Source organism: Xanthomonas sp. NCPPB 2933 (assembly GCF_056725225.1).
Genome location: NZ_CM161518.1, coordinates 448,012 through 466,563, shown reverse-complemented (window position 1 = coordinate 466,563; position 18,552 = coordinate 448,012). Strand labels below are relative to the sequence as shown.

The following is an 18,552-nucleotide window of genomic DNA, read 5'->3' as shown; positions in this document are numbered from 1 at the left end:
TGACTGGCATGCATGCGGCCGGCTCCGGGCGGCAGTCATCACCGTTGTGGGCTGCGGCAAGTTCGGGGCTTCGTACTCGCACGTTGTTACTGCACCGCGCTCATTGCATTTGGCTTCGGTGGCATCGCTCGCCGCTGCATCCGCGGGCAAGCTCCATCCCGCAAGCTGTGGCACACTCTGCCCAGGCGGCAGTGCTGGGGAGCATGGTTGCACCACCAACCTTCGCGACCACTCACTGCCTAAAAATTCATTCAAGCCGAAGCCACTTCGTGGCTCAGCTTAATTCAAGCGTTAGGCCTCATGACAGAATCCCAAACTTTGTCCTTCTCCAACTGGCTCCACCAAGCCGTACCATCCAGCACTCCTGATGGAGTCGTGGCTTACAACTTCAACTTGGCGGAATGCGGTGATTGGATCGTAGAGTTGATTGGAGCTGACACTTACGACCAAGATGATCCTGAGTGGGCTTGTCCACCTGAGTTATGGTCATCTCAACCACTCGAGTTCGTACTCGCACGCTCTGTCGCGGGCACCGGGTGGGAACAAGCACTGGCGTACGTGACTAAAGAGGTCAGATCTTTTATTGAGAACTCATCTACCTCACAGGCAAATGTGCTTCGCATCGCTACCGCAGTATGTGTCGGCTTTGTCGACGGTGACTTGGTCGAGGTTTGGCCCGCAGATGAGGCCTAACAATTCATTCAAGCCGAACCCGCTTTGCGACTCGGCTTAATTCAGGCACTAGACCGCAATGTTAGAACTCCGCAATCCTCGGACAATCGCACTTGAGTTACTTTCAGTTTCTGATTTGCCTCATTTAAGCCAAGATCACAGTCTTCCATTCATTGAGATTGCAGGAGACTTCGCTTTTCTTGACTCCCTCTCTGCCAAGAATGAGACAGAAGGCCGTGATGCGCCCCTGGCAGGACTTGGTAAAGATTGGTGGGTCTTTGCAACATCTGGCACGGGAGACGCTTGGCTTATTTCTACCGGCAACGATCAACGCGTTGCTTTTTTGGATCATGATTCCGGACTGGACGCGACACCTCAAAATCTCGGGATCAATTTTGGCCAATGGCTTCAGTTGGCCGACATCATTCGTCAATTCGAATCTGCTGATGATCCAAATCTGATCGCACATGCGGAACAGTCAATTGAGCAAGTATCATCTGGTCTCTCTCTGCTGTACCCATACAGCCTTGAAGGCTAACAATTCATTCAAGCCGACGCCGCTTTCCGGCGCGGCTTAACTCAGGTGTTAGAGGTAGTTATGAGTTCTCGCAAGCTGATAGTTGGGCTGCTGTCACTTCTGGCCACTTTGGGGACAGCGGCTACCCAAAACCCAGCGCCCGCGTCGGGTTGGCTCTTCGGCACTTGGGTGCTCTGCGAGGACCCCGACAACAGCCCAAAGGACTCGCTGCAGTTCAACGCAGATGGCACCGGCCTAGTCATTCGCGCAAAGGGCAACGTCGAGTTCTTGCACAAGCACTCTGGACAGTCCGTATCCCTGCTCGCCAACGCAAATGGGTACGCCATTCCCATTGAGCTAACCTCCTCCCCCAGGATTTGACAAGCTGCTTTTGCACAGTGAAAAGACCGGCAGCACTGCCAGCTACGTCAAGCAGGGCAGCACCCAATCTCACACCTGTGGCATCAAGTGACCACCTCTAATAAGTCATTCAAGCCGAACTGGCTTCGCCAGTCGGCTTATCTCAGGCGTTAGACCTCATGGTAGATTCAGCTGTCCGAATATCCATTTACCGAGATATCATCGATCAACTAGTTAGTGAGACTCGGATGTATAGCGCTTTAGCGAAGCGCGCAGAGGCAAACGAGCCATTTCCAGTCGAGAGCGAGCAGTCGGCTTTTAACAGGTTGTTGTCGTCCCTCACCCAAGAGCAACGAACGCTTCTTTCTGAGATCTTGTTGCAAGAGCGGCACAGCGCAATCCACGACACATTAGCTACACTTACCTGGTGGATTGACTCCCGCGGCATTGGCCTTACCGTACATGGCCAGCCGATGCCAGTTGATCTCAGCGGCATGGGGCTGCATGGTGACTATGTTGGCAGAGCCGATGGCTGGGAGTGACCCAGCGATGAGGCCTAACAATTCATTCAAGCCGATGCCGCTTCGTGGCACGGCTTAACTCAGGCGTTAGGGCTTACATGAAAGACACTAACGATCTTGAAACGTGGCTCATCGAGTTCGGGGATGAAATCATCTACAAAGAGCATCAGCTTGGAGCGACGAGTATTAGCGCAGTGGAGACCGCTGTCTACGATCTTTGGGCGGTGGACTATGCAGTTCGCAATGCTGGCGACATGGAGGCGCTGGAGGATTTTCGGCCAACGGCAGCCATCAACTTGGCCGAGTTCTTGAGCACCATAGGCCAATCAGATCTGGCGTCTTACATGGCTAGTTTATCTTCGGCTGGCGATGCATGCGACTCTTACTACGCAAGGTTCTCTGAACTATGTGAAGCTCTCCAAGGCTCGCTGCATGGGGCCTAACAATTCATTCAAGCCGAAGCCACTTCGCGGCTCGACTTTTACATCGACCGTGTAGGTGCTTGCTCAACCGTATCCTGCTGCGACCGCTGCGCATCCAGGGCCTGAGACTGCCGGACGCTTTCCTGCAGTGGAGGCACGGCCTCAGACAGATCCACCTTGGCACGGAAGCCCGGCGTCTGGCCAAGAATAAAAATGCTTCCTTGGTGTAGGGTCACGCTCTGCAGCTGATCGTCACGAAGGATGCCCGCGCGCTTGGCTTCGACGGTGGCGTGCATTGCAACCTCATCAGAGGTGCCCTCTGGCAGCTTGCTGTGAATCGATCGATACAGAGGGTCGTTGGAGACCATCGCAGGTGCCGGCGCAACGCAGCGCTCCAACGACTCACCAATTGGCATCTTCCAGCCCGGTGGCAAATACGCTGGCGCATCCTCGCTTTGCATGCGCTGCTGCACCTCCTGCCACCGTGTCGCAGCCATTTCCATGCGTCCAGCACCTGGGGGAAGCGGATCGCGCAAGTGATCGATGCCATCCGCCAGGCTCATCCCTTGGATGACCCTCGCATTGAAGGTCACGCTCATCCTCAACGTCTCAACTTCGCCGCGATACTTGTCGATCATCGGCGCATGTTGCCGGGCCAGCAGCTGCGTTTGAGGGTCTTCCAACACCGAGTGGTCCGGTTTGCCGTTGGCGTCCAACGGCAGGAAGTTGTGGATCCGATGCGAATCTCCCAAGTCCGTTGCGACCATCGGATTGCGTGCATCCAAAAGACTGCTGTCGTTGGCATAACCAGCCCTATCCAACGCAGTGATCTCATGCGACACGGCGTATACCTTCACCTGCCCATAGTGCTTACTTGCAGCACTCACGGCATCGCCTGCCATCACGTGATTGATCACGTCGTTGCCACCTTCCGGAATGCGCCGGTCCAGGCTGACCGCGCCATAGGCGTTAAAGGTCTCTCCCTTGAGGCCGAAGTGGTGGGCAGTGACCTGGGCGAGGTTGCCGCCCAGCGAATGACCCGTAACGGTCACTTCCGGTGTCTTGCCGTCCTTGCCGAATTTTTCGGCATATTTCAGCGCGTGCTGCGTTAGCTCAACCGCATCGGCGGCCTGGTTGTTGTGTCTCCCCGTAACCATGCCGCCGTCGGCGTAGAGACCATCCTGCTTTGGTTGACGATCAAACTCGGTTCCACGGTGGGCGACAACAATTTCGCCCGTATCCGCTCGCTGATAGATGATGCCCTGATAGCCAGATGGGCGATCCATATACTCAAGACGTTTGTAAGAGACGCCACCAATATCGACGGGACTACTATCAGGCCCCGTCTCACGCGGCATCTTGTAGGAATCATCCGCAAGCGCTGCATATTGCTGACTTGTAAGGCTCATGGGGCCACCTTCTCAGCTGTTAAGGTGATCTTGAATATGTTGTTGCGTGTACTATCATTGAACTGATCAATATTCGTCTTACCACCATCAGGAAAGTTATCCATATCTTCTTTCGGATAGCGCCCCTTCCAGAAGTAAGTAACCTTAGGGGTAGAACTTAGTATTTCACTCTTGAATAGCGCTGGTTGAAAGCGTGTATCCGCTTGTTTGCCGGTTGCTTTCAGCGAGATACCAACACCATTGAGTTCAAAAGTACACACACCCTTTCCGTAATAATCCGCATCGACCATGCCATCTGCATAGATCGTCGCGACATATTTCGTCGGATCTATTTTTTGAAAATTGATGGGTATCCCATCTTCTTTTGACTTACTCCAAACACCCGCAATAGGCTCTATCGGCGTGCATTGCTCATGATTCGTCATTTGATAAAAGGCGGTGCCCGATATCCACTCAAACGGACCCGGCGCATCCTCGATCGTCATGGTGAGCTTGTAAGCTTCCGTCGGATGTTGATTTTTCCGATAGACCGGGTCTCCGTCAGCCGTGGTCTCGCCGTTTTTTTCGTACTTCTCAGACGCAGCATTCATTGGGTTGCACCCCGTCAAAAGGACTAGGAAAAGACATCCGACAATCTTGATTTTGAAATACACGTTCATGCCACCTCGGTGCCCTGCGCGTTTAGAGTTGGGAGCGAACGGCCTGCCGGTGCGGTACGGCCTGAGTCGCAGTGACTGCAAACCAAAGACCTATCATCAGCCGTCCGGCATCCACGAAGCAGCTACTGGGCCTTGGATAAATCCAGGAACACCGTTTGTGCAGCTGGAAGATCCTTTGTCGGAGTGTAGCGAATGTGCATTGACTAATCCGCTCTTGACCAATGCCCAGCTCTGACTTTGCCGAGTGAAGCGCCAACGCGCAGATCTTCTATCAACGCTATCAAGAGCGCCAGCATCAATCGGTTGACATGTCACGCAGCACGTAGCAGTCTCCTCGGCAAGGAGCGTAGAAACTCCTCGTACAGCGGTACCCACCTCCGAAAGACCGGTGGGTTTTTTGTGCCTGCAGATTCCTGCAGGTGCAACCGACGCGATGCTCTGCGTCGGGAGGGCGGCCAATACAAAACCCGCAAGGGGAATAAGCCCGCCGTCTGTACGCGGTTTCTAACCTCCCGACATCCCGTCGCCACCCGGCGGCGGGGCCTGTTCGTCAAGGAGGGCTTTGCCATGCGTCGATCCACGTCCCGTCCCACATCGGCACGCAAGCGCGCCACGGAGCCACCGCCCCGCGAGATCGGCTGGCATTCGCTCGACCCCTCGATCAAGCCGCGGCCCTATGTCGAGCGCACCCCCATCCCCCAACCCCGCACCGAAGCCCGCCCACCGCGTCCCGGCCACCCGCGTGCCCCGCAACACTGCACCGTCGGCTACGGCTACTACCCCGCCAGCGACCAACGCATCCCCACGCTACGCCTACGCGGCCGCTGGTTGGAACAACTGGGCTTTGCCATCGGCAGCAAACTCCACATCCGCCTACGCGATGGCGAGCTGGTCGTCAGCCTGGCACCCGCCGACTGAGCCGGTGTGCCCCGCACGCGCAGCACGCACGTGCGCGCCCGCATCGAGTGCAACACGCATGTCGTACACCGTGCGCGCTCCCGCTCACCGCGCCGAGGAGGACACAGATGGACCACCCCGCCGTCGTCTTGCATCTCACGCTGGACCAACGCGACCAGCTCGACCGCCTGCTACGCATCCTCATCGCCCACGGCGACGTGATCGCCATGAGCAAACCGGAGTGCCTGGAGGTGCAGACGCTGCCGACGTTGGGACAAGCCATCTTCGATGCCGCCCATGCCGTGCGCGAGATGCTTGAGCAGCGGGTGGAGCAAAGGCCGGGCAGGTCGTCTCTGCACGCCGAAGATGGCGGCTAGGTTGGCTTGGACCTACTGTTGGCTCACTTGTTGTCGCATGACGGCATCTTGAAATCTCAGCGACTTGCCTCGTTACGCCGCACGTCGTCGAACGTAACGCGGTGTCCCTGCAAAGATGCGGCATGGCACCTGGTCATGGGCAGCCGCACTGCTGCGAAGGCCGTGCAATTCATAGGCTTGCAGCGATTGACGGCCGTCAACGCCTCGGCGAGGATCGTGTTACACCGCGCTCAGGCGGCCCAATGATAGCCAGGCGACTTGGAGGTTTCGATGGAGTTGATGCTTCTATTGGGTGCGGTGCTTGCTCTTGGCAATATCGTTGCATCGGTTGCAGTACTTCGCGTTTCGGTGCTCTCGCCATCACAACGCGCACTGCAACTTGCCCTCATCTGGATTATTCCAGTCATTGGCGCGGTCGTTTGTGCGGCGTTTGCTTCTTCTCAGGCACTTGGCCCCAGATCGTCCAGTACAATTGACCCGCCTTATCCATCATCCGATGGTAGCGCATCGGAGGGTCAAGACCTTGGGTTCTCTGGCTGCGATGCCGGAGACTCTGGCTGCGCCGGGAGCAGTGACTAATGGCGACGCCTGGCAATTCGTTCAAGCCGGATCCACTTCGCGGGTCGGCTTAAGCCAGTTGTTAGACCGCTAGAAATATTTCGAGAGAGACAGATGATTCTTTGGGGATTGGGCGAGCGAGTGCTGACCTTCGATCTGGCAGAGCATGAGCACTGCCAGCAGTGCGAGCAGCATCAAGATTTTGCGCTGCGTCTCAAGTACAAGTACGGACACTTCTACCATCTTTTCGGATGGGTTATCTCCAAGCAGTACCAGCTCATTTGCCCCGTTTGCTCCCACGGCTGGATAGTTAACGCTTCGGCGGCAGAAGCACAGATTGGTCGAAATCCGGTGCCGTTCCATCAAAGATCCGGATGGATTGTCATGCTTGTCCTTGCAGCAATCATTGGTTTTGTAACTGTGACGTATCAGCATGCGGCCTAACAATTTGTTCAAGCCGAAGACGCCTAATGACCCAACTTAGCCAGGCTGTTGAAATCCATGTCTGATCCCCACAAATATCGGCAATTGAGGCATCACACCTCTCATACAATGTTTTCCTCTTTACTGTAGAGACGTTGGCCGAGCCAACGGAAGAGCAGTGCCAAGCGATGGGCGACTACAACACCGCTTGGTAGCTACGAGATGATGCTCTGTACGGACATAACCTGATAGGTACTGGCTTCTTCACAGAACAGCAGGAATCTGCTGTTCTTGCATTTATTGCTGCGGTACATCCTGTTCCGGTCAATGAGATGCCAGGAGGCTCGGGGCGCACCGCAAATCTTGCAGCAATGCGGCACCCCGCTTGGGAGCAGGTTCGCTTGTTGGCTAAAGCTCTCCTGGGAATACTTGCTCCAGTGACCGAGGCAAACAGAGCATTTATTGGTTCTCCCGCTGATTTGTCCTAGAATTTCAATCAAGCCTCATCCGCCTCTTAGATCGAATGAGCGTAGCCGTTCGGTGCTACAGGGAATTTGCAATGACTCATTCAACGCCCTATCGCATCGTGCATCAAAAACCGACGGTCGAAGCGTACCGGCATCTTCGGCAAGCAAGCGGCTTGAGCCCGAAGACACTGGAAGCCGCCGAGCGCGGGCTACCCAATTCGCTCTTCAGCGTGCAGGTACTTTGCAATGGCGAACCGGTGGCGATGGGGCGCGTCATCGGCGATGGCGGCTGTTTTTATCAGGTGGTGGACATTGCCGTTTTGCCAGAGCATCAGGGCCGTGGCCTGGGTAAGGCTGTCATGGGTGAAATCGCAGGCTACATAGAGCGGGAAGTACCCGCGTCCGCGTATGTCAGTCTGATTGCGGATGGTCAGGCCTACAGGCTCTATCAGCAGTTCGGTTTCGTGTTGACTGCGCCTGCCAGTGTAGGCATGGCCTTCAAGAGGAGCACCGCGAGCGCAGCGCCGAACCTTCGGTAGAGCTACCATTGTTCTGCTGCGCTCGCGCTCCAATCTGCCACTCACGCACTACCGCCAAGGAAAGCATGTTCTCCATCTTCAAGAAGAAAGCCGCTCCGTTACTGATCGTTCGAGCCGATGGGCGAGAGTTGTGTCGCGTTAGCCAGAGCGATTTCCCGTGTGAGATCAAGCCTTGCGCATGGTTGAAGCCCAATAGCGTCCTGGAGTTTGCCGACTCGGCGGGAGAGGTGCATCGGCATGAACTTGGTGCTGCGACGGGGTGGTTCCACTTTTCCGTTCGCGTGCATCCCAACCTCGGGTGCCAGGCAGACTGTGTCATTTCGCAGACCGAGCAGCTCGATCCAGACGCGTTTGCGAATGGCCAAGCATCCGGGATCAGGTTTCAGCCGTTCTTCCTGCCGGGCGCCAGCGTCAGCAGTTCCGCACTTGCAGGCAAGGGGCTTTTTGCCAGGGGTCTGCACTTCAGCGGATTAGTCACCGGTGGCAACGTGCTGCTTTCCTGTGAATGCGACCACTGCAAGCGTTCGTTCCTGATCCGCTCCTATCACGCGGGTTTCAGCAACGCGGGATACCTCTACTCGGGGTCTGGCAACTACACCATCACGGTCGATAGCCATCTGCCGGGCAGCCCTGCAGCGCTGTCCGAGCCCGATGCCGAAGCGCTTGCTGCGCTGGAAGACGCACTGCCATTGGCACCGGACGGGTCCCGCTACGCCTACCTCAATCCCTTCCGCTGCCCGCATTGCGCCAAGCCCTATATCGATTTTGAGGCGAATCCAGGTTTGCGGAAGGGCGAGTATTACGGGAATTACTTTGAGGGTTCGACGCTGTTGCGCTACGTCCCTGAACCTGTTTAGCGTCAGTGGACCGAGCTTTGAAAGGAAGGTCGGCCACTGTCACTTCGACCGATCAGCGTGCCTGCTGAGATGGTGACCTGTTGCGCTAAGATTCGGCTGATGAACGCCAAATTTTTTCTGATTGCACTCCTGCTCAGCGTCTCTGCATCGGCGCAAGATGTTTCGCCGGCCACGACACGTGAGGTCGGTCAGCTTTTCAAAGTTCTTGCGCAGTCCAACTGCGAATTTTCGCGCAATGGGTCGTGGTATGCGGCGCCGAAAGCCAGCGAACATTTGCAGCGCAAGTACGAGTACCTGCAGAATAAGGGGCTGGTGACCTCCACCGAGTCCTTTATCGAACTTGCCGCCACCAAGAGCAGCATGTCGGGCACGCCGTATCAGGTGCGTTGCGGCAACGCTGCGCCGGTATCGAGCCAATCCTGGTTCACTGGCAAGCTGCAGGAGCTGCGTAACTAATACGCCAGCGTCGATCAGGCAACGCGCAGCCTGTGCACTGCATCAGCGCTGCCGTCGCGTGCCTCCGCCACAAACGCACTCACCGCATCTTCCAGCTGCGCGGCATGGTCGCCCATGGCGCGTGCGGCGGCGCTGGCGTCCTGCATGCGGGTGACGCCGTCGCGCATGTCGGTGTCCACGCCGGCGAGGGTGTGATGCACCTGCGCGATGCTGCCGGCCTCTTGTTGCGAGGCGACGGCGATCTTGCTGAGCGTGCTGCTGACCTGGCCGATGGTGCTGACGATGTGCTGCATGCCTTCGCCTGCGTGGCGGACCTGTTGCACGCCGGCTTGCATATGCGTGACCGATTCGCCGATGAGTGTTTTGATCTGGCTGGCGGCGGTGGACGAGCGTAGCGCCAGCGCGCGCACTTCGCTGGCGACCACGGCAAAGCCGCGACCTTCGTGGCCAGCGCGTGCGGCTTCGACGGCGGCGTTCAAGGCGAGGATGTTGGTCTGGAAGGCGAGGCCGTCGATGACCGAGACGATGTCCTGGATACGCCGCGAGGCCTGCTCCATCTGCTGCATGGTGCCCATCGCCTGATGCATGGTGTCGCCGCCAGTGCGTGCGGCCTCCGATGCGGCGGCGGTGAGTTTGTCGGCGTCCGCGGCCTGTGCGGTGTGTTGCTGCATGGTGCCGAGCACTGCCTGCATCTGGGTGGCGGTGCGGCCCAGGGTGGCCGATTGGCGCTGCACCTGCTGCTCCAACGCATCGTTACGGGTGAGGATGTGGCCGGCGGCGTGATTGATGGCGGTGCTGGAGCTGCGGATCTGCGTGATGATGCGCGCCAGCTCGTCGGCGGTGGCGTTGGCATCGCGCTTCATCTGCTCGAACACGCCTTCGCAATGACGATCGATGCGCTGCGACAGGTCGCCACGCGACATCGCCGCCAGCATGCGGCGCATGTCCTGCAGGCTGTCGTCGGTGATGGCGAGGAATTGATTGATGCCATCGGCGAGCTGGCCGAGCGTGCCGCCCTTGGCGTGCCCCTGCAGCCGTGCGCCAAGCTCGCCACGCGTGGCATGGGCGATGACCGTGGCCAGCTGTGCTTCCAGCGCCAGTTCCTGGGTGCGGTCTTGCCATTCCACCACCACGCCCAGCGAGGCGCCGTCGTGGTCGCGGACGGGGGTGATGTTTTCCTGCAGCTGCAGCGCAGCGAGCGCGCGCGTTCTGCTGGTGCCGGCGTCATGCCCCAACTGCACGGCATCGGCGAGCGCGGTGTGCAGCACGTGGGTGTCGACCTGCGTGCTCAGTAGCTGGAACGACTGATTGCGATAGATGGCTTCGCCCTGCCCATCAACAATCGCCACGGCCATCGCCGATGCATCCAGCGCCAGGCGGATGCGCCGATTTTCCAGCAGTAACTGCTGTTGTTGGGCGATGCGCTCTTCCACCTGCACGCTCATGCGCACCAGCGCCTGCGCCAGTGATCCGCTGCGGAAGCTCTGCTGCAGGATGGCCGGCGGCAAGGTGGCGCCGGTTGCCAGGGTGTCGGCCAGTTCCACCAGCGATTCGGCCTCGTGGTCGAGCGCATCGACCTGGCGACGTAGTTGAATCGCCATGACGCAGACGAAGGCGGTTTCGACGATCACATAACCGGCATGCAGCAGCACGATGCCGAAGCCGCTGCCGACAGTAAACGCCTGCACCGGCATGCCACGCGATTGCAGCCAATAGAACGCCAGGTGGTGCACGGCGATGGCACCGGCGGCGACCACCACCGGCAACCAGTCGCGGTAATAGAGCAGCAGCGCCAGGATCACGAAGACGCCGAAGTGCATCTCCACCAAGCCATGCGCCTGCTGGATGGTGGCAGCGACCAGGGCCATCAGCACCAAGGCGTTGGTGATGCGGGTCAGGCGCGTGCCGGGGTTGGCATGCACCTGCCAGGCCATCAGCAACAGGCTGGGCAGCGTGACGGCGAGAAAGGTGGTCCACTGGCCTTGATACCAAGCCAGGCCCAGCGAGCCAAGGCTCTGCAGCACGGCCAGCCACAGAAACAGCCGATCGGCCTTGATCGCCAGGCGGGTGGCGTAGGTGGAGGTCGGCGATGCCGATGCGGACAGTTCCATCATGACAGCGACTCCACGGCACAAGGACAAGGGAACGCCACCGCAGCACTCGCAGTGCGCGCCAGCACGTTGGGAAGCCAGCGCGACCAATCGGCCGCGCCTGCCGTGCCGCACACGGCACCGCCATCGGCCGGGCCGGCATAGCGCGGTTGGCCGTCAGCGCCGAGCAACCACACCGAATAGCCGCTGCCACGCAGCGTTGGCATGTCGAGCATGCGCACCTGGCCGCCACGCGCGCGCACCGCGCTGCTGAGCACGGCCCAGGCGCGATTGGATGCAAGGTCGGTACAGGCGCAAGCGCCTGCGACGCCGATCAACATCGGCGCCTGCTGCGTGGCCGGCAGGCTGGCCTGGACCTGCGCCCAGGCACTGGCCACGTCGTTGCTCGGCATACGTGGCGTGGACCAGGCCACGGCAATCCAGCCGCACCACAGCGCGAGCAGGGCAACGCCCAGGGTGCGTCGCGTTGAGGCGGACAAGGTGCCGAAGACGGGCATGGCGCAGCGGGTTCGCGAGATAAGGTGAGCCCTTATCGGGTGCGAGCGCCTACGCTTGAGTCGGCTTTCGATTGAAGTTTGCGATGGCAGCGATAGGCCGCGACATCGTGCTGACGCAGTAAGGGTTTGCGCGCTACAGCCGGCATGATTGCGCTACCAGGCGTTTATCCAGCACGGGATTTTGTGAGCACGCGCTCACATCTTTGCATTGGGCCCATTGCGGAGACGCAAGCCGCTGGCGAGTGCCAGGCGGCAACAGTCGATCCATGTTTGGCACGCGCGCAAGCCAACGATCAACCGACGTAGCGACGCGCCAACCTAATCAGGCCGGCGCCGTCAGTTCCCTCGTCAGCCCTGCAGTGCAGCGCTTACGCCATCGCTTCGTCGGCATCCAGCGCGACCGCCGGCTGCTGGGCATGATCGAAGCGTTCGCGTGCGGAGCGAATGGCCGCATGGTTCTCGCCTGCCCAGTTGAGCAACTGCGAGATCGGGCCGAGCAGCGCCACGCCAAGCTTGGACAAGGCATATTCCACGCTGGGCGGCTTGGTGGCGTAGACCTTGCGGGTGATCATGCCGTTGCGCTCGAGGTTGCGCAGGGTCTGGGTCAGCATCCGCTTGGAGATGTCCGGCACGGCGCGCTGGATGGCGCTGAAGCGGGACGGGCCGGGGATCAACGTCAGCAGGATCAGCATGGTCCATTTGTCGCCGATCTGATCGAGCACATCGCGCACCGGGCACTTGGTGGCGTCGAAGGGCATGCCTTGCAGGGACGGCGGCGGTGGAAACAGAGCAATCGCGTTCACGGGGGTATCTCACGGTAACCAGGGGGAAGAAAACTGCCTCCTTGTGGAGGATCGAACGGCCCTGATAATGAGTGCGCGGACCTAGAGTCTAGATAGTAGACCACACCTCTTATCAATACCAACTGGAGTTCACCATGGCACACACTTCCCCCCTGATCCTCGTCACCGGCGCCAGCGGGCAGTTGGGCGCGTTGGTCGTCGAAGCCTTGCTAGAGCGTGTGCCAGCGGCACGCATCGTAGCAACGGCCCGCGATACTGCGTCACTCGCAAAGTTCGCAAAACGCGACATCAGCGTGCGTCGCGCCGACTATGCAGACCCGCAGAGCCTGGATGAGGCCTTCGCCGGAGTGGGCCGCGTGCTGCTGGTGTCGTCCAATGCGGTGGGCGAACGCGTGCCGCAGCACCGCAACGTGATCGAGGCGGCCAAGCGTGCCGGCGTGGAATTGCTGGCCTATACGAGCGTGCTGCACGCCGATACCAGCACGCTGTCGCTGGCCGACGAGCATGTGGTCACCGAAGCGCTGTTGCGCGAGAGCGGCGTGCCGCATGTGCTGCTGCGCAATGGCTGGTACACCGAGAACTACACCGGCTCGATCGCGGCCGAAGTGGCGCATTGCGCGGTGATCGGCAGCGCTGGCGAGGGCAAGATCAGTGCGGCCACGCGTGCCGATTACGCCGCCGCCGCCGCAGCGGTGCTGGCCGCCGACACACCGCAGGCCGGCAAGGTCTACGAGCTGGCAGGCGATACCGCCTTCACCATGGCCGACTATGCCGCCGAGCTGGCGCAGCAGTCCGGCAAGCCGGTGGCCTATCACGATCTGCCCGAAGCCGACTATGCGGCGGCGCTGGTGCAAATCGGCTTGCCGGCTCCGTTCGCCCAGGTGCTGGCGCAGTGCTCGGCGTCCTCGCGCGGCGGCAGCCTGTTCGACGACAGCCACACCTTGAGCGGGTTGATCGGCCGCCCGACCACCTCGCTGCACGATGCGGTGGCTGCGGCGTTGAAGGCGGCACCGGCAGCCTGAGTCGGGCGTCGGCACGGTGCTGGTCGACATGCGTTGACCAGCACCTGCTCGGCGATACGCCAGGGTGTTTGATCAGACGACGGCGGGCTCTGACCCGCCTTCGCCGCGTTTTGATCCATTCGTCCCCCTCGCCCACCGCTGCTCGGGAAGATGACGACAGCAGCGCGGTTGCCGTACGCGGCGCGCGCCTTCCGCCCTGCATCACTATCCGCCTCATGGCGTCGCTGCCTGCCAGTGGCACTGCAGACTTGAGGACGCGCGGCGGCAACAAGAGCGTTGCAAAAACGCCCGCACCTCACATTGCGCGCTGATGGGTTCGCCTCCCGCGCGTCGCATAACTGACATCGGCCGGACACGCTGTTGACACAGGCATGCGTACGCAGGCGCGGTCGATGTCACCAAACTGACATCAAATCTAAATATAACTGCTGCCATTGCCGCTACGTCAGGACGACCTGGGCGCCTGGCAGGCGCTCAGCCGCCATGTTCGCCGCCCCGGTTGGGGGCAGCCGCAGGCCTGACGCTGCCGCCGACCCGTTTCCCTTGCACGAGCCGGACCCATGAAAAAACGCAATCTCGCCACCGTTCTGTGCGCCCTCAGCGCGACCGCCAGCGGCAGTACGCTGGCCGCCGAGCTGGAGCTGTACGTCGACCGCAAGACCAAGCAGATCTTCGCCGAGCCGGCACCGGGGCGCGACAAGCTGGGCAAGTTCGTGCAGGTGGACGAGAACGGCAAGCTGCCGGCCTCGGCACTGCCTGCCGCGCCGGCATTGCCACCGCCGCCTGCCGCGCCAGTGGCGGCCGACACCGCCATCGCCCAGACCGCACCTGCACCCGTGCCGGCAGCGGCGCCGGCCAAGCCCGGCGAAGCCGGCAAGAAGTGGTACGACAAACTGAGCCTGCGCGGCTACACCCAGATCCGCTACAACCAGGGCATCGGCGGCGACGCGCAGGACCTGCGTGCGCCTGGCGACCGCTTTATCGGCAACGACCAGAGCCTGGGCATCCGGCGTGCGCGTCTGGTGCTGAGCGGCGATCTCAACGAGCACGTGTCGCTTTACTTCCAGCCGGATTTCGCGAGCACGCCGACCGGTTCGACCACCTCCAACTTCGCGCAGCTGCGCGATGCCTATGCCGATATCTACTTCGACAAGAAGCGCGAATACCGCGTGCGTGTGGGCCAGTCGAAGATGCCGTACGGCTGGGAAAACCTGCAGTCCAGCCAGAACCGTCTCACGCTGGATCGCGCCGACGCGCTCAACTCCGGCCTGCGCGACGAACGCGATATCGGTGCGGTGTTCTATTACAGCCCCACCGTGGCCAAGGGCCGCTTTCAGGATCTGGTCAAGTCGGGCCTGAAGGGATCGGGCGATTACGGTGTACTCGGTGCGGGCGTCTACAACGGCCAGGGCGCCAACCGTGCCGAGCGTAACGACGGCATGCATGCGGTGGTGCACGCGACCTACCCGTTCAAATTCGCCAATGGCCAGTATCTTGAAGTGGGCGCCGATGCCTACAGCGGCCGCTTCGTGCCGACTGCGGCTGCGGTGAATATCGGCGGCCGCAGTTTCACCCCCGCCATCACCGACCCGAACGGCTACACCGACCAACGCGTGGCCGCCCACATCATTTACTACCCGCAGCCGTTCGGTTTGCAGGCCGAGTGGACAGTGGGTCGCGGCCCGGAGCTGGATGTCGCGCAGCGGCGTATCCGTACACGTTCGCTGAGCGGCGGTTACGTGCAGGCGATGTTCAAGCACGACTTCAATTACGGCACCCTGCTGCCGTACCTGAAATGGCAGACCTACCGCGGCGGTTCCAAGTTCGATACCAATGCGCCGCGCATGCGCCTGGACGAAGTGGAAGCCGGCGTCGAGTGGCAACCGATGGATGCGCTGGAACTGGTGTTTGCGTATTCGAAGATGAAGCGCACCGACGTCACCACGGCGCCGTATCCGGTGGTGGAAGGCGATTTGCTGCGGCTGCAGTTGCAGGTCAATTACTGATCCCTGCAACCCGATGAAGAACAACAAAAAAGCCCCCGGTTGCGGGGGCTTTTTTGTTATTGCCTGTTGCATCGCCGGGAGTGGTCACCCGTTACACCGGGAGGATGGAGTGCGCGCCCCTCCTTCGGCCGATGATCTACGCAAGCACCAGCGCGCTACCGTGCCGCCAGTTCTGCACGAATGATGTCTGCACCTGCACTGAGGGCAGTGAGTTTGCCTCTTGCGACGTGCCGGGCGAGCGGCGCCATCCCGCAGTTGGTGGACGGATAGAGCTTGTCGGCATCGACAAACCGAAGCGCTTTGCGCAGCGTGTCGGCCACCTCCTGCGGTGTTTCGATCGTATTGCTTGCCACGTCAATGGCGCCGACCATCACCTTCTTGCCGCGAACGAGTTCGATCAGATCGATCGGCACGTGCGAGTTGTGGCACTCCAGCGAGACGATGTCGATATTGGATGTCTGCAGCTTGGGGAACGATTCTTCGTACTGACGCCACTCCGACCCCAGCGTCTGCTTCCAGTCGGTATTGGCCTTGATGCCGTAGCCATAGCAGATATGGACGGCAGTCTCGCATCTTAGGCCTTCGATGGCCCGTTCAAGGGTGGCAACGCCCCAGTCGTTGACCTCGTCGAAGAAGACATTGAAGGCCGGCTCATCGAACTGGATGATGTCCACGCCGGCAGCTTCGAGCTCCCTGGCTTCCTGATTGAGGATCTTCGCAAACTCCCATGCCAGCTTTTCACGGCTTTTGTAGTGCGCATCAAAGAGCGTATCGATCATCGTCATGGGACCAGGCAGCGCCCATTTGATCGGCTGCCGGGTTTGCTGGCGCAGGAACTTGGCGTCGTCGACGAAGACGGACTTCGGGCGGCTCACCGCGCCAACAACGGTGGGGACGCTGGCGTCATAGCGATCGCGAATCCTGACCGTCTCGCGCTTTTCGAAATCCACACCGCTGAGGTGTTCGATGAAGGTGGTGACGAAATGCTGACGGGTCTGCTCGCCGTCGCTCACGATATCGATGCCGGCGTGCTGCTGTTCCTGCAGCGACAAGCGCAATGCGTCCTGCTTGCCTTCGATCAGTTCCTCGTCCTGCAGCTTCCAGGGAGACCAGAGTTTCTCCGGTTGCGCGAGCCAGGACGGCTTGGGCAGGCTACCGGCGGTTGAGGTGGGGAGCAGCTTATTCATGATGAGTGATGTCTTGCGTTCGTGTTGATTAGACAGCGTGGCTGGAGGCCCACTGCTCGAGAATGTTCCCGTAGGGCTTGATGAAGTGCTCCTGCGTGAATTTGCCCTGCGTCACCGCGAGCTGGCTGCGCTCTTCCCGGTCGTAAACGATCTGGGTAGACGAGTAATCCTGATGCTTCAGGCTCGGCTGGTAGATGGCCCCTGCTGCGGAATTGGCGTTGTAGATCTCTGGCCGGTAAATCTTCTGGAACGTCTCCATGGTGCTGATGGTGCCGATCAGCTCAAGATTGGTGTAGTCGTTCAGCAGGTCGCCGAGAAAGTAAAACGCCAACGGGGCGACACTGTTGGGCGGCATGAAATAGCGCACCTGCAGGCCCATTTTCTCGAAATACCGATCCGTCAATGAACCTTCGTCCTGCCTGTATTCGATGCCCAGGATGGGGTGCTGGTTTCCGGTGCGGTGATAGACCTTGCTGCTGGAGACGCTGATGCAGATGACCGGCGGCTTGGTGAACCGCGCCTTGTAGGCGTCCGAGTGCACGAAGTGCTTGAACAGCTTGCCATGCAGGCTGCCGAAATCATTCGGCAGGCTGAAGTTGGACGCGTCCTGATTGTGCGCTGGCAGCAGCACGCTGAAATCGTAGTCGCGCACATAGGAGGAAAAATTATTTCCTGCAATGCCGTCGATGCGCGCGCCGGTCGTTTTATCGAGGATGCTGGGTTTCAATATCTCGATCAGCGGAAATGCATCGCCTGCTTCGCTCCCACCGATCTTCATCTCGACAGAGATGATTTCGAGTTCGACCGTATAGCGGTCAAGCGTGGGGTTATCCCAATGCGCCAGGTCGTTGAAGCGGTTGTTAATCATCGCCAGCGTGTTACGCAGATTTTCCTGACGACGCTGCCCCCTGGCCAGGTTGGCAAAGTTGGTCGTGTTGCGCGTATTGGCCGCGGGACGGTAATCCTCATCGAACCAAAGGCTCTTGATGCTGAAGGTCAATTCCTGAGTCATTGCAAGCTGACGCCTTGTTTCGAGATTAAATACGAGCGCACTTCTCAGCGAAGCTGTTGATGCCTGCTGGATGGACGCCGGGACTCTGGATCGGCGGGCCATCGCCAACCGATCCGGTGGCCGAAGAGGGCGTGGCGGCCCTCAGGCCGCAGCTACTTTTTCTGCGGCGATGGAACTTGGCTGCCGCGTCAATGCGATCAGCGGCAATGCCCGCTGCACCGCCAGCCTGGCCCGCTCTGCCAGGGCCTCGTTGTGCACGCGGTAGTCCAGAAAGTCCCGATCGGTGGCGTAGACGCCCAGCGGCAACGTGCGTGCCTGGAAGAAACTGAAAAGCGGCCGCAGCTGGTGGTCGATCACCAACGCATGGCGGTCGCTGCCGCCGGTTGCAGCCAGCAGGACGGGCGTGTCGATCAAGGCGTCCTGATGGATGAAGTCGAAGAAATGCTTGAACAGCCCGGTGAAGGACCCGCGATAGACCGGCGTTGTCACCACTAGCACGTCGGCCTGCTCCACGGCGATCAGTTCCTGCTCCACCGTTGCGGGCAACTGCGAGCGCCAGACCGCCCCGGCGAACTGCGTTGCCAACGCCCCGAGTTCGACCAGATGTTGCTCGCACGGCACTGCGTCGGCGATCAGCGCCAGCAGATGCTCGGCCAGGGCGACGGCCTTGGAGGGGCGTTGCATCCCGCCGGAGACCGCGACGACGCGGAGGGGGTGTGGCACGTTGACAGTCATGCAGGTGGACCTAGAACGACGAACCCCGATGCTAGGGCTCGCATT

At 60.1% G+C, this 18,552-nt stretch carries 19 protein-coding genes; 11 read left to right on the top strand and 8 right to left on the bottom strand.

Annotation, left to right across the window (positions count from 1 at the left end; all coding sequences use genetic code 11):
- Window positions 1-751: 751 nt before the first annotated feature.
- The 3 genes from AC1PLU_RS01960 (at window position 752) to AC1PLU_RS01950 (ending at window position 2,513) form a co-directional block, all read left to right on the top strand.
- Window positions 752-1,210 carry a hypothetical protein gene (locus AC1PLU_RS01960; protein ID WP_481107546.1) on the top strand — a complete coding sequence of 153 codons (459 nt, stop codon included), beginning with the start codon at window positions 752-754 and terminating at the stop codon, window positions 1,208-1,210.
- A gap of 518 nt (window positions 1,211-1,728) precedes the next feature.
- Window positions 1,729-2,091 (top strand): DUF6547 family protein, encoded by a 363-nt coding sequence (locus AC1PLU_RS01955; RefSeq protein ID WP_481107545.1) that lies wholly within the window; start codon window positions 1,729-1,731, stop codon window positions 2,089-2,091.
- A gap of 77 nt (window positions 2,092-2,168) precedes the next feature.
- Entirely contained in the window at window positions 2,169-2,513 is a 345-nt protein-coding gene (locus AC1PLU_RS01950) for a hypothetical protein (protein ID WP_481107544.1), read from the top strand.
- A gap of 38 nt (window positions 2,514-2,551) precedes the next feature.
- On the opposite strand, the gene AC1PLU_RS01945 is transcribed toward AC1PLU_RS01950, so the two are convergent.
- Window positions 2,552-3,901: a Tle-like phospholipase domain-containing protein gene (locus AC1PLU_RS01945; protein WP_481107543.1), complete on the bottom strand. Its 1,350-nt coding sequence runs from the start codon at window positions 3,899-3,901 to the stop codon at window positions 2,552-2,554.
- Window positions 3,898-4,560 (bottom strand): hypothetical protein, encoded by a 663-nt coding sequence (locus tag AC1PLU_RS01940; protein WP_481107542.1) that lies wholly within the window; start codon window positions 4,558-4,560, stop codon window positions 3,898-3,900. The genes AC1PLU_RS01945 and AC1PLU_RS01940 overlap by 4 nt, the downstream gene beginning before the upstream one ends.
- A 567-nt stretch (window positions 4,561-5,127) precedes the next feature.
- Here AC1PLU_RS01940 and AC1PLU_RS01935 point away from each other — a divergent pair.
- The 6 genes from AC1PLU_RS01935 (at window position 5,128) to AC1PLU_RS01910 (ending at window position 9,134) form a co-directional block, all read left to right on the top strand.
- The gene (locus AC1PLU_RS01935; protein ID WP_481107541.1) at window positions 5,128-5,478 is read left to right on the top strand and encodes a SymE family type I addiction module toxin; all 351 of its coding nucleotides are present in this window, start codon (window positions 5,128-5,130) and stop codon (window positions 5,476-5,478) included.
- Between the two features lie 107 nt (window positions 5,479-5,585).
- Window positions 5,586-5,834: a hypothetical protein gene (locus tag AC1PLU_RS01930; protein WP_481107540.1), complete on the top strand. Its 249-nt coding sequence runs from the start codon at window positions 5,586-5,588 to the stop codon at window positions 5,832-5,834.
- A 672-nt stretch (window positions 5,835-6,506) separates the two neighbouring features.
- Complete coding sequence (locus AC1PLU_RS01925) at window positions 6,507-6,836, top strand: hypothetical protein (RefSeq protein ID WP_481107539.1); 330 nt, start codon at window positions 6,507-6,509, stop codon at window positions 6,834-6,836.
- A gap of 538 nt (window positions 6,837-7,374) precedes the next feature.
- Entirely contained in the window at window positions 7,375-7,821 is a 447-nt protein-coding gene (locus AC1PLU_RS01920) for a GNAT family N-acetyltransferase (protein ID WP_481107538.1), read from the top strand.
- 65 nt (window positions 7,822-7,886) lie between these two features.
- Window positions 7,887-8,678 (top strand): hypothetical protein, encoded by a 792-nt coding sequence (locus AC1PLU_RS01915; RefSeq protein ID WP_481107537.1) that lies wholly within the window; start codon window positions 7,887-7,889, stop codon window positions 8,676-8,678.
- A gap of 57 nt (window positions 8,679-8,735) precedes the next feature.
- Window positions 8,736-9,134 (top strand): YfeK family protein, encoded by a 399-nt coding sequence (locus AC1PLU_RS01910; protein WP_481107536.1) that lies wholly within the window; start codon window positions 8,736-8,738, stop codon window positions 9,132-9,134.
- Window positions 9,135-9,148: 14 nt separating this feature from the next.
- On the opposite strand, the gene AC1PLU_RS01905 is transcribed toward AC1PLU_RS01910, so the two are convergent.
- From AC1PLU_RS01905 to AC1PLU_RS01895, 3 genes are all read right to left on the bottom strand, one after another.
- Window positions 9,149-11,248, bottom strand: a complete 2,100-nt coding sequence (locus AC1PLU_RS01905) for a methyl-accepting chemotaxis protein (RefSeq protein WP_481107535.1) — start codon at window positions 11,246-11,248, stop codon at window positions 9,149-9,151.
- Entirely contained in the window at window positions 11,245-11,742 is a 498-nt protein-coding gene (locus AC1PLU_RS01900; RefSeq protein WP_115037262.1) for a hypothetical protein, read from the bottom strand. Before AC1PLU_RS01900 ends, AC1PLU_RS01905 begins: the two co-directional genes overlap by 4 nt.
- A gap of 368 nt (window positions 11,743-12,110) precedes the next feature.
- On the bottom strand, window positions 12,111-12,545 hold the full coding sequence (locus tag AC1PLU_RS01895; protein WP_039513244.1) for a winged helix-turn-helix transcriptional regulator: 435 nt from the start codon (window positions 12,543-12,545) through the stop codon (window positions 12,111-12,113).
- 134 nt (window positions 12,546-12,679) lie between these two features.
- Between AC1PLU_RS01895 and AC1PLU_RS01890 the strand changes: the two genes are divergently transcribed.
- Together AC1PLU_RS01890 and AC1PLU_RS01885 are read left to right on the top strand one after the other, a co-directional pair.
- Window positions 12,680-13,567, top strand: a complete 888-nt coding sequence (locus AC1PLU_RS01890) for an SDR family oxidoreductase (RefSeq protein WP_481107534.1) — start codon at window positions 12,680-12,682, stop codon at window positions 13,565-13,567.
- Between the two features lie 560 nt (window positions 13,568-14,127).
- Window positions 14,128-15,573: an OprO/OprP family phosphate-selective porin gene (locus AC1PLU_RS01885; RefSeq protein ID WP_076037414.1), complete on the top strand. Its 1,446-nt coding sequence runs from the start codon at window positions 14,128-14,130 to the stop codon at window positions 15,571-15,573.
- 155 nt (window positions 15,574-15,728) lie between these two features.
- On the opposite strand, the gene AC1PLU_RS01880 is transcribed toward AC1PLU_RS01885, so the two are convergent.
- From AC1PLU_RS01880 to msuE, 3 genes are all read right to left on the bottom strand, one after another.
- Window positions 15,729-16,760, bottom strand: a complete 1,032-nt coding sequence (locus tag AC1PLU_RS01880; protein WP_481107533.1) for a methionine synthase — start codon at window positions 16,758-16,760, stop codon at window positions 15,729-15,731.
- A gap of 28 nt (window positions 16,761-16,788) precedes the next feature.
- Window positions 16,789-17,772, bottom strand: a complete 984-nt coding sequence (locus AC1PLU_RS01875) for a DUF1852 domain-containing protein (RefSeq protein WP_481108446.1) — start codon at window positions 17,770-17,772, stop codon at window positions 16,789-16,791.
- A 141-nt stretch (window positions 17,773-17,913) separates the two neighbouring features.
- Window positions 17,914-18,507 (bottom strand): FMN reductase, encoded by a 594-nt coding sequence (msuE, locus tag AC1PLU_RS01870; protein WP_481107532.1) that lies wholly within the window; start codon window positions 18,505-18,507, stop codon window positions 17,914-17,916.
- Window positions 18,508-18,552: the final 45 nt, after the last annotated feature.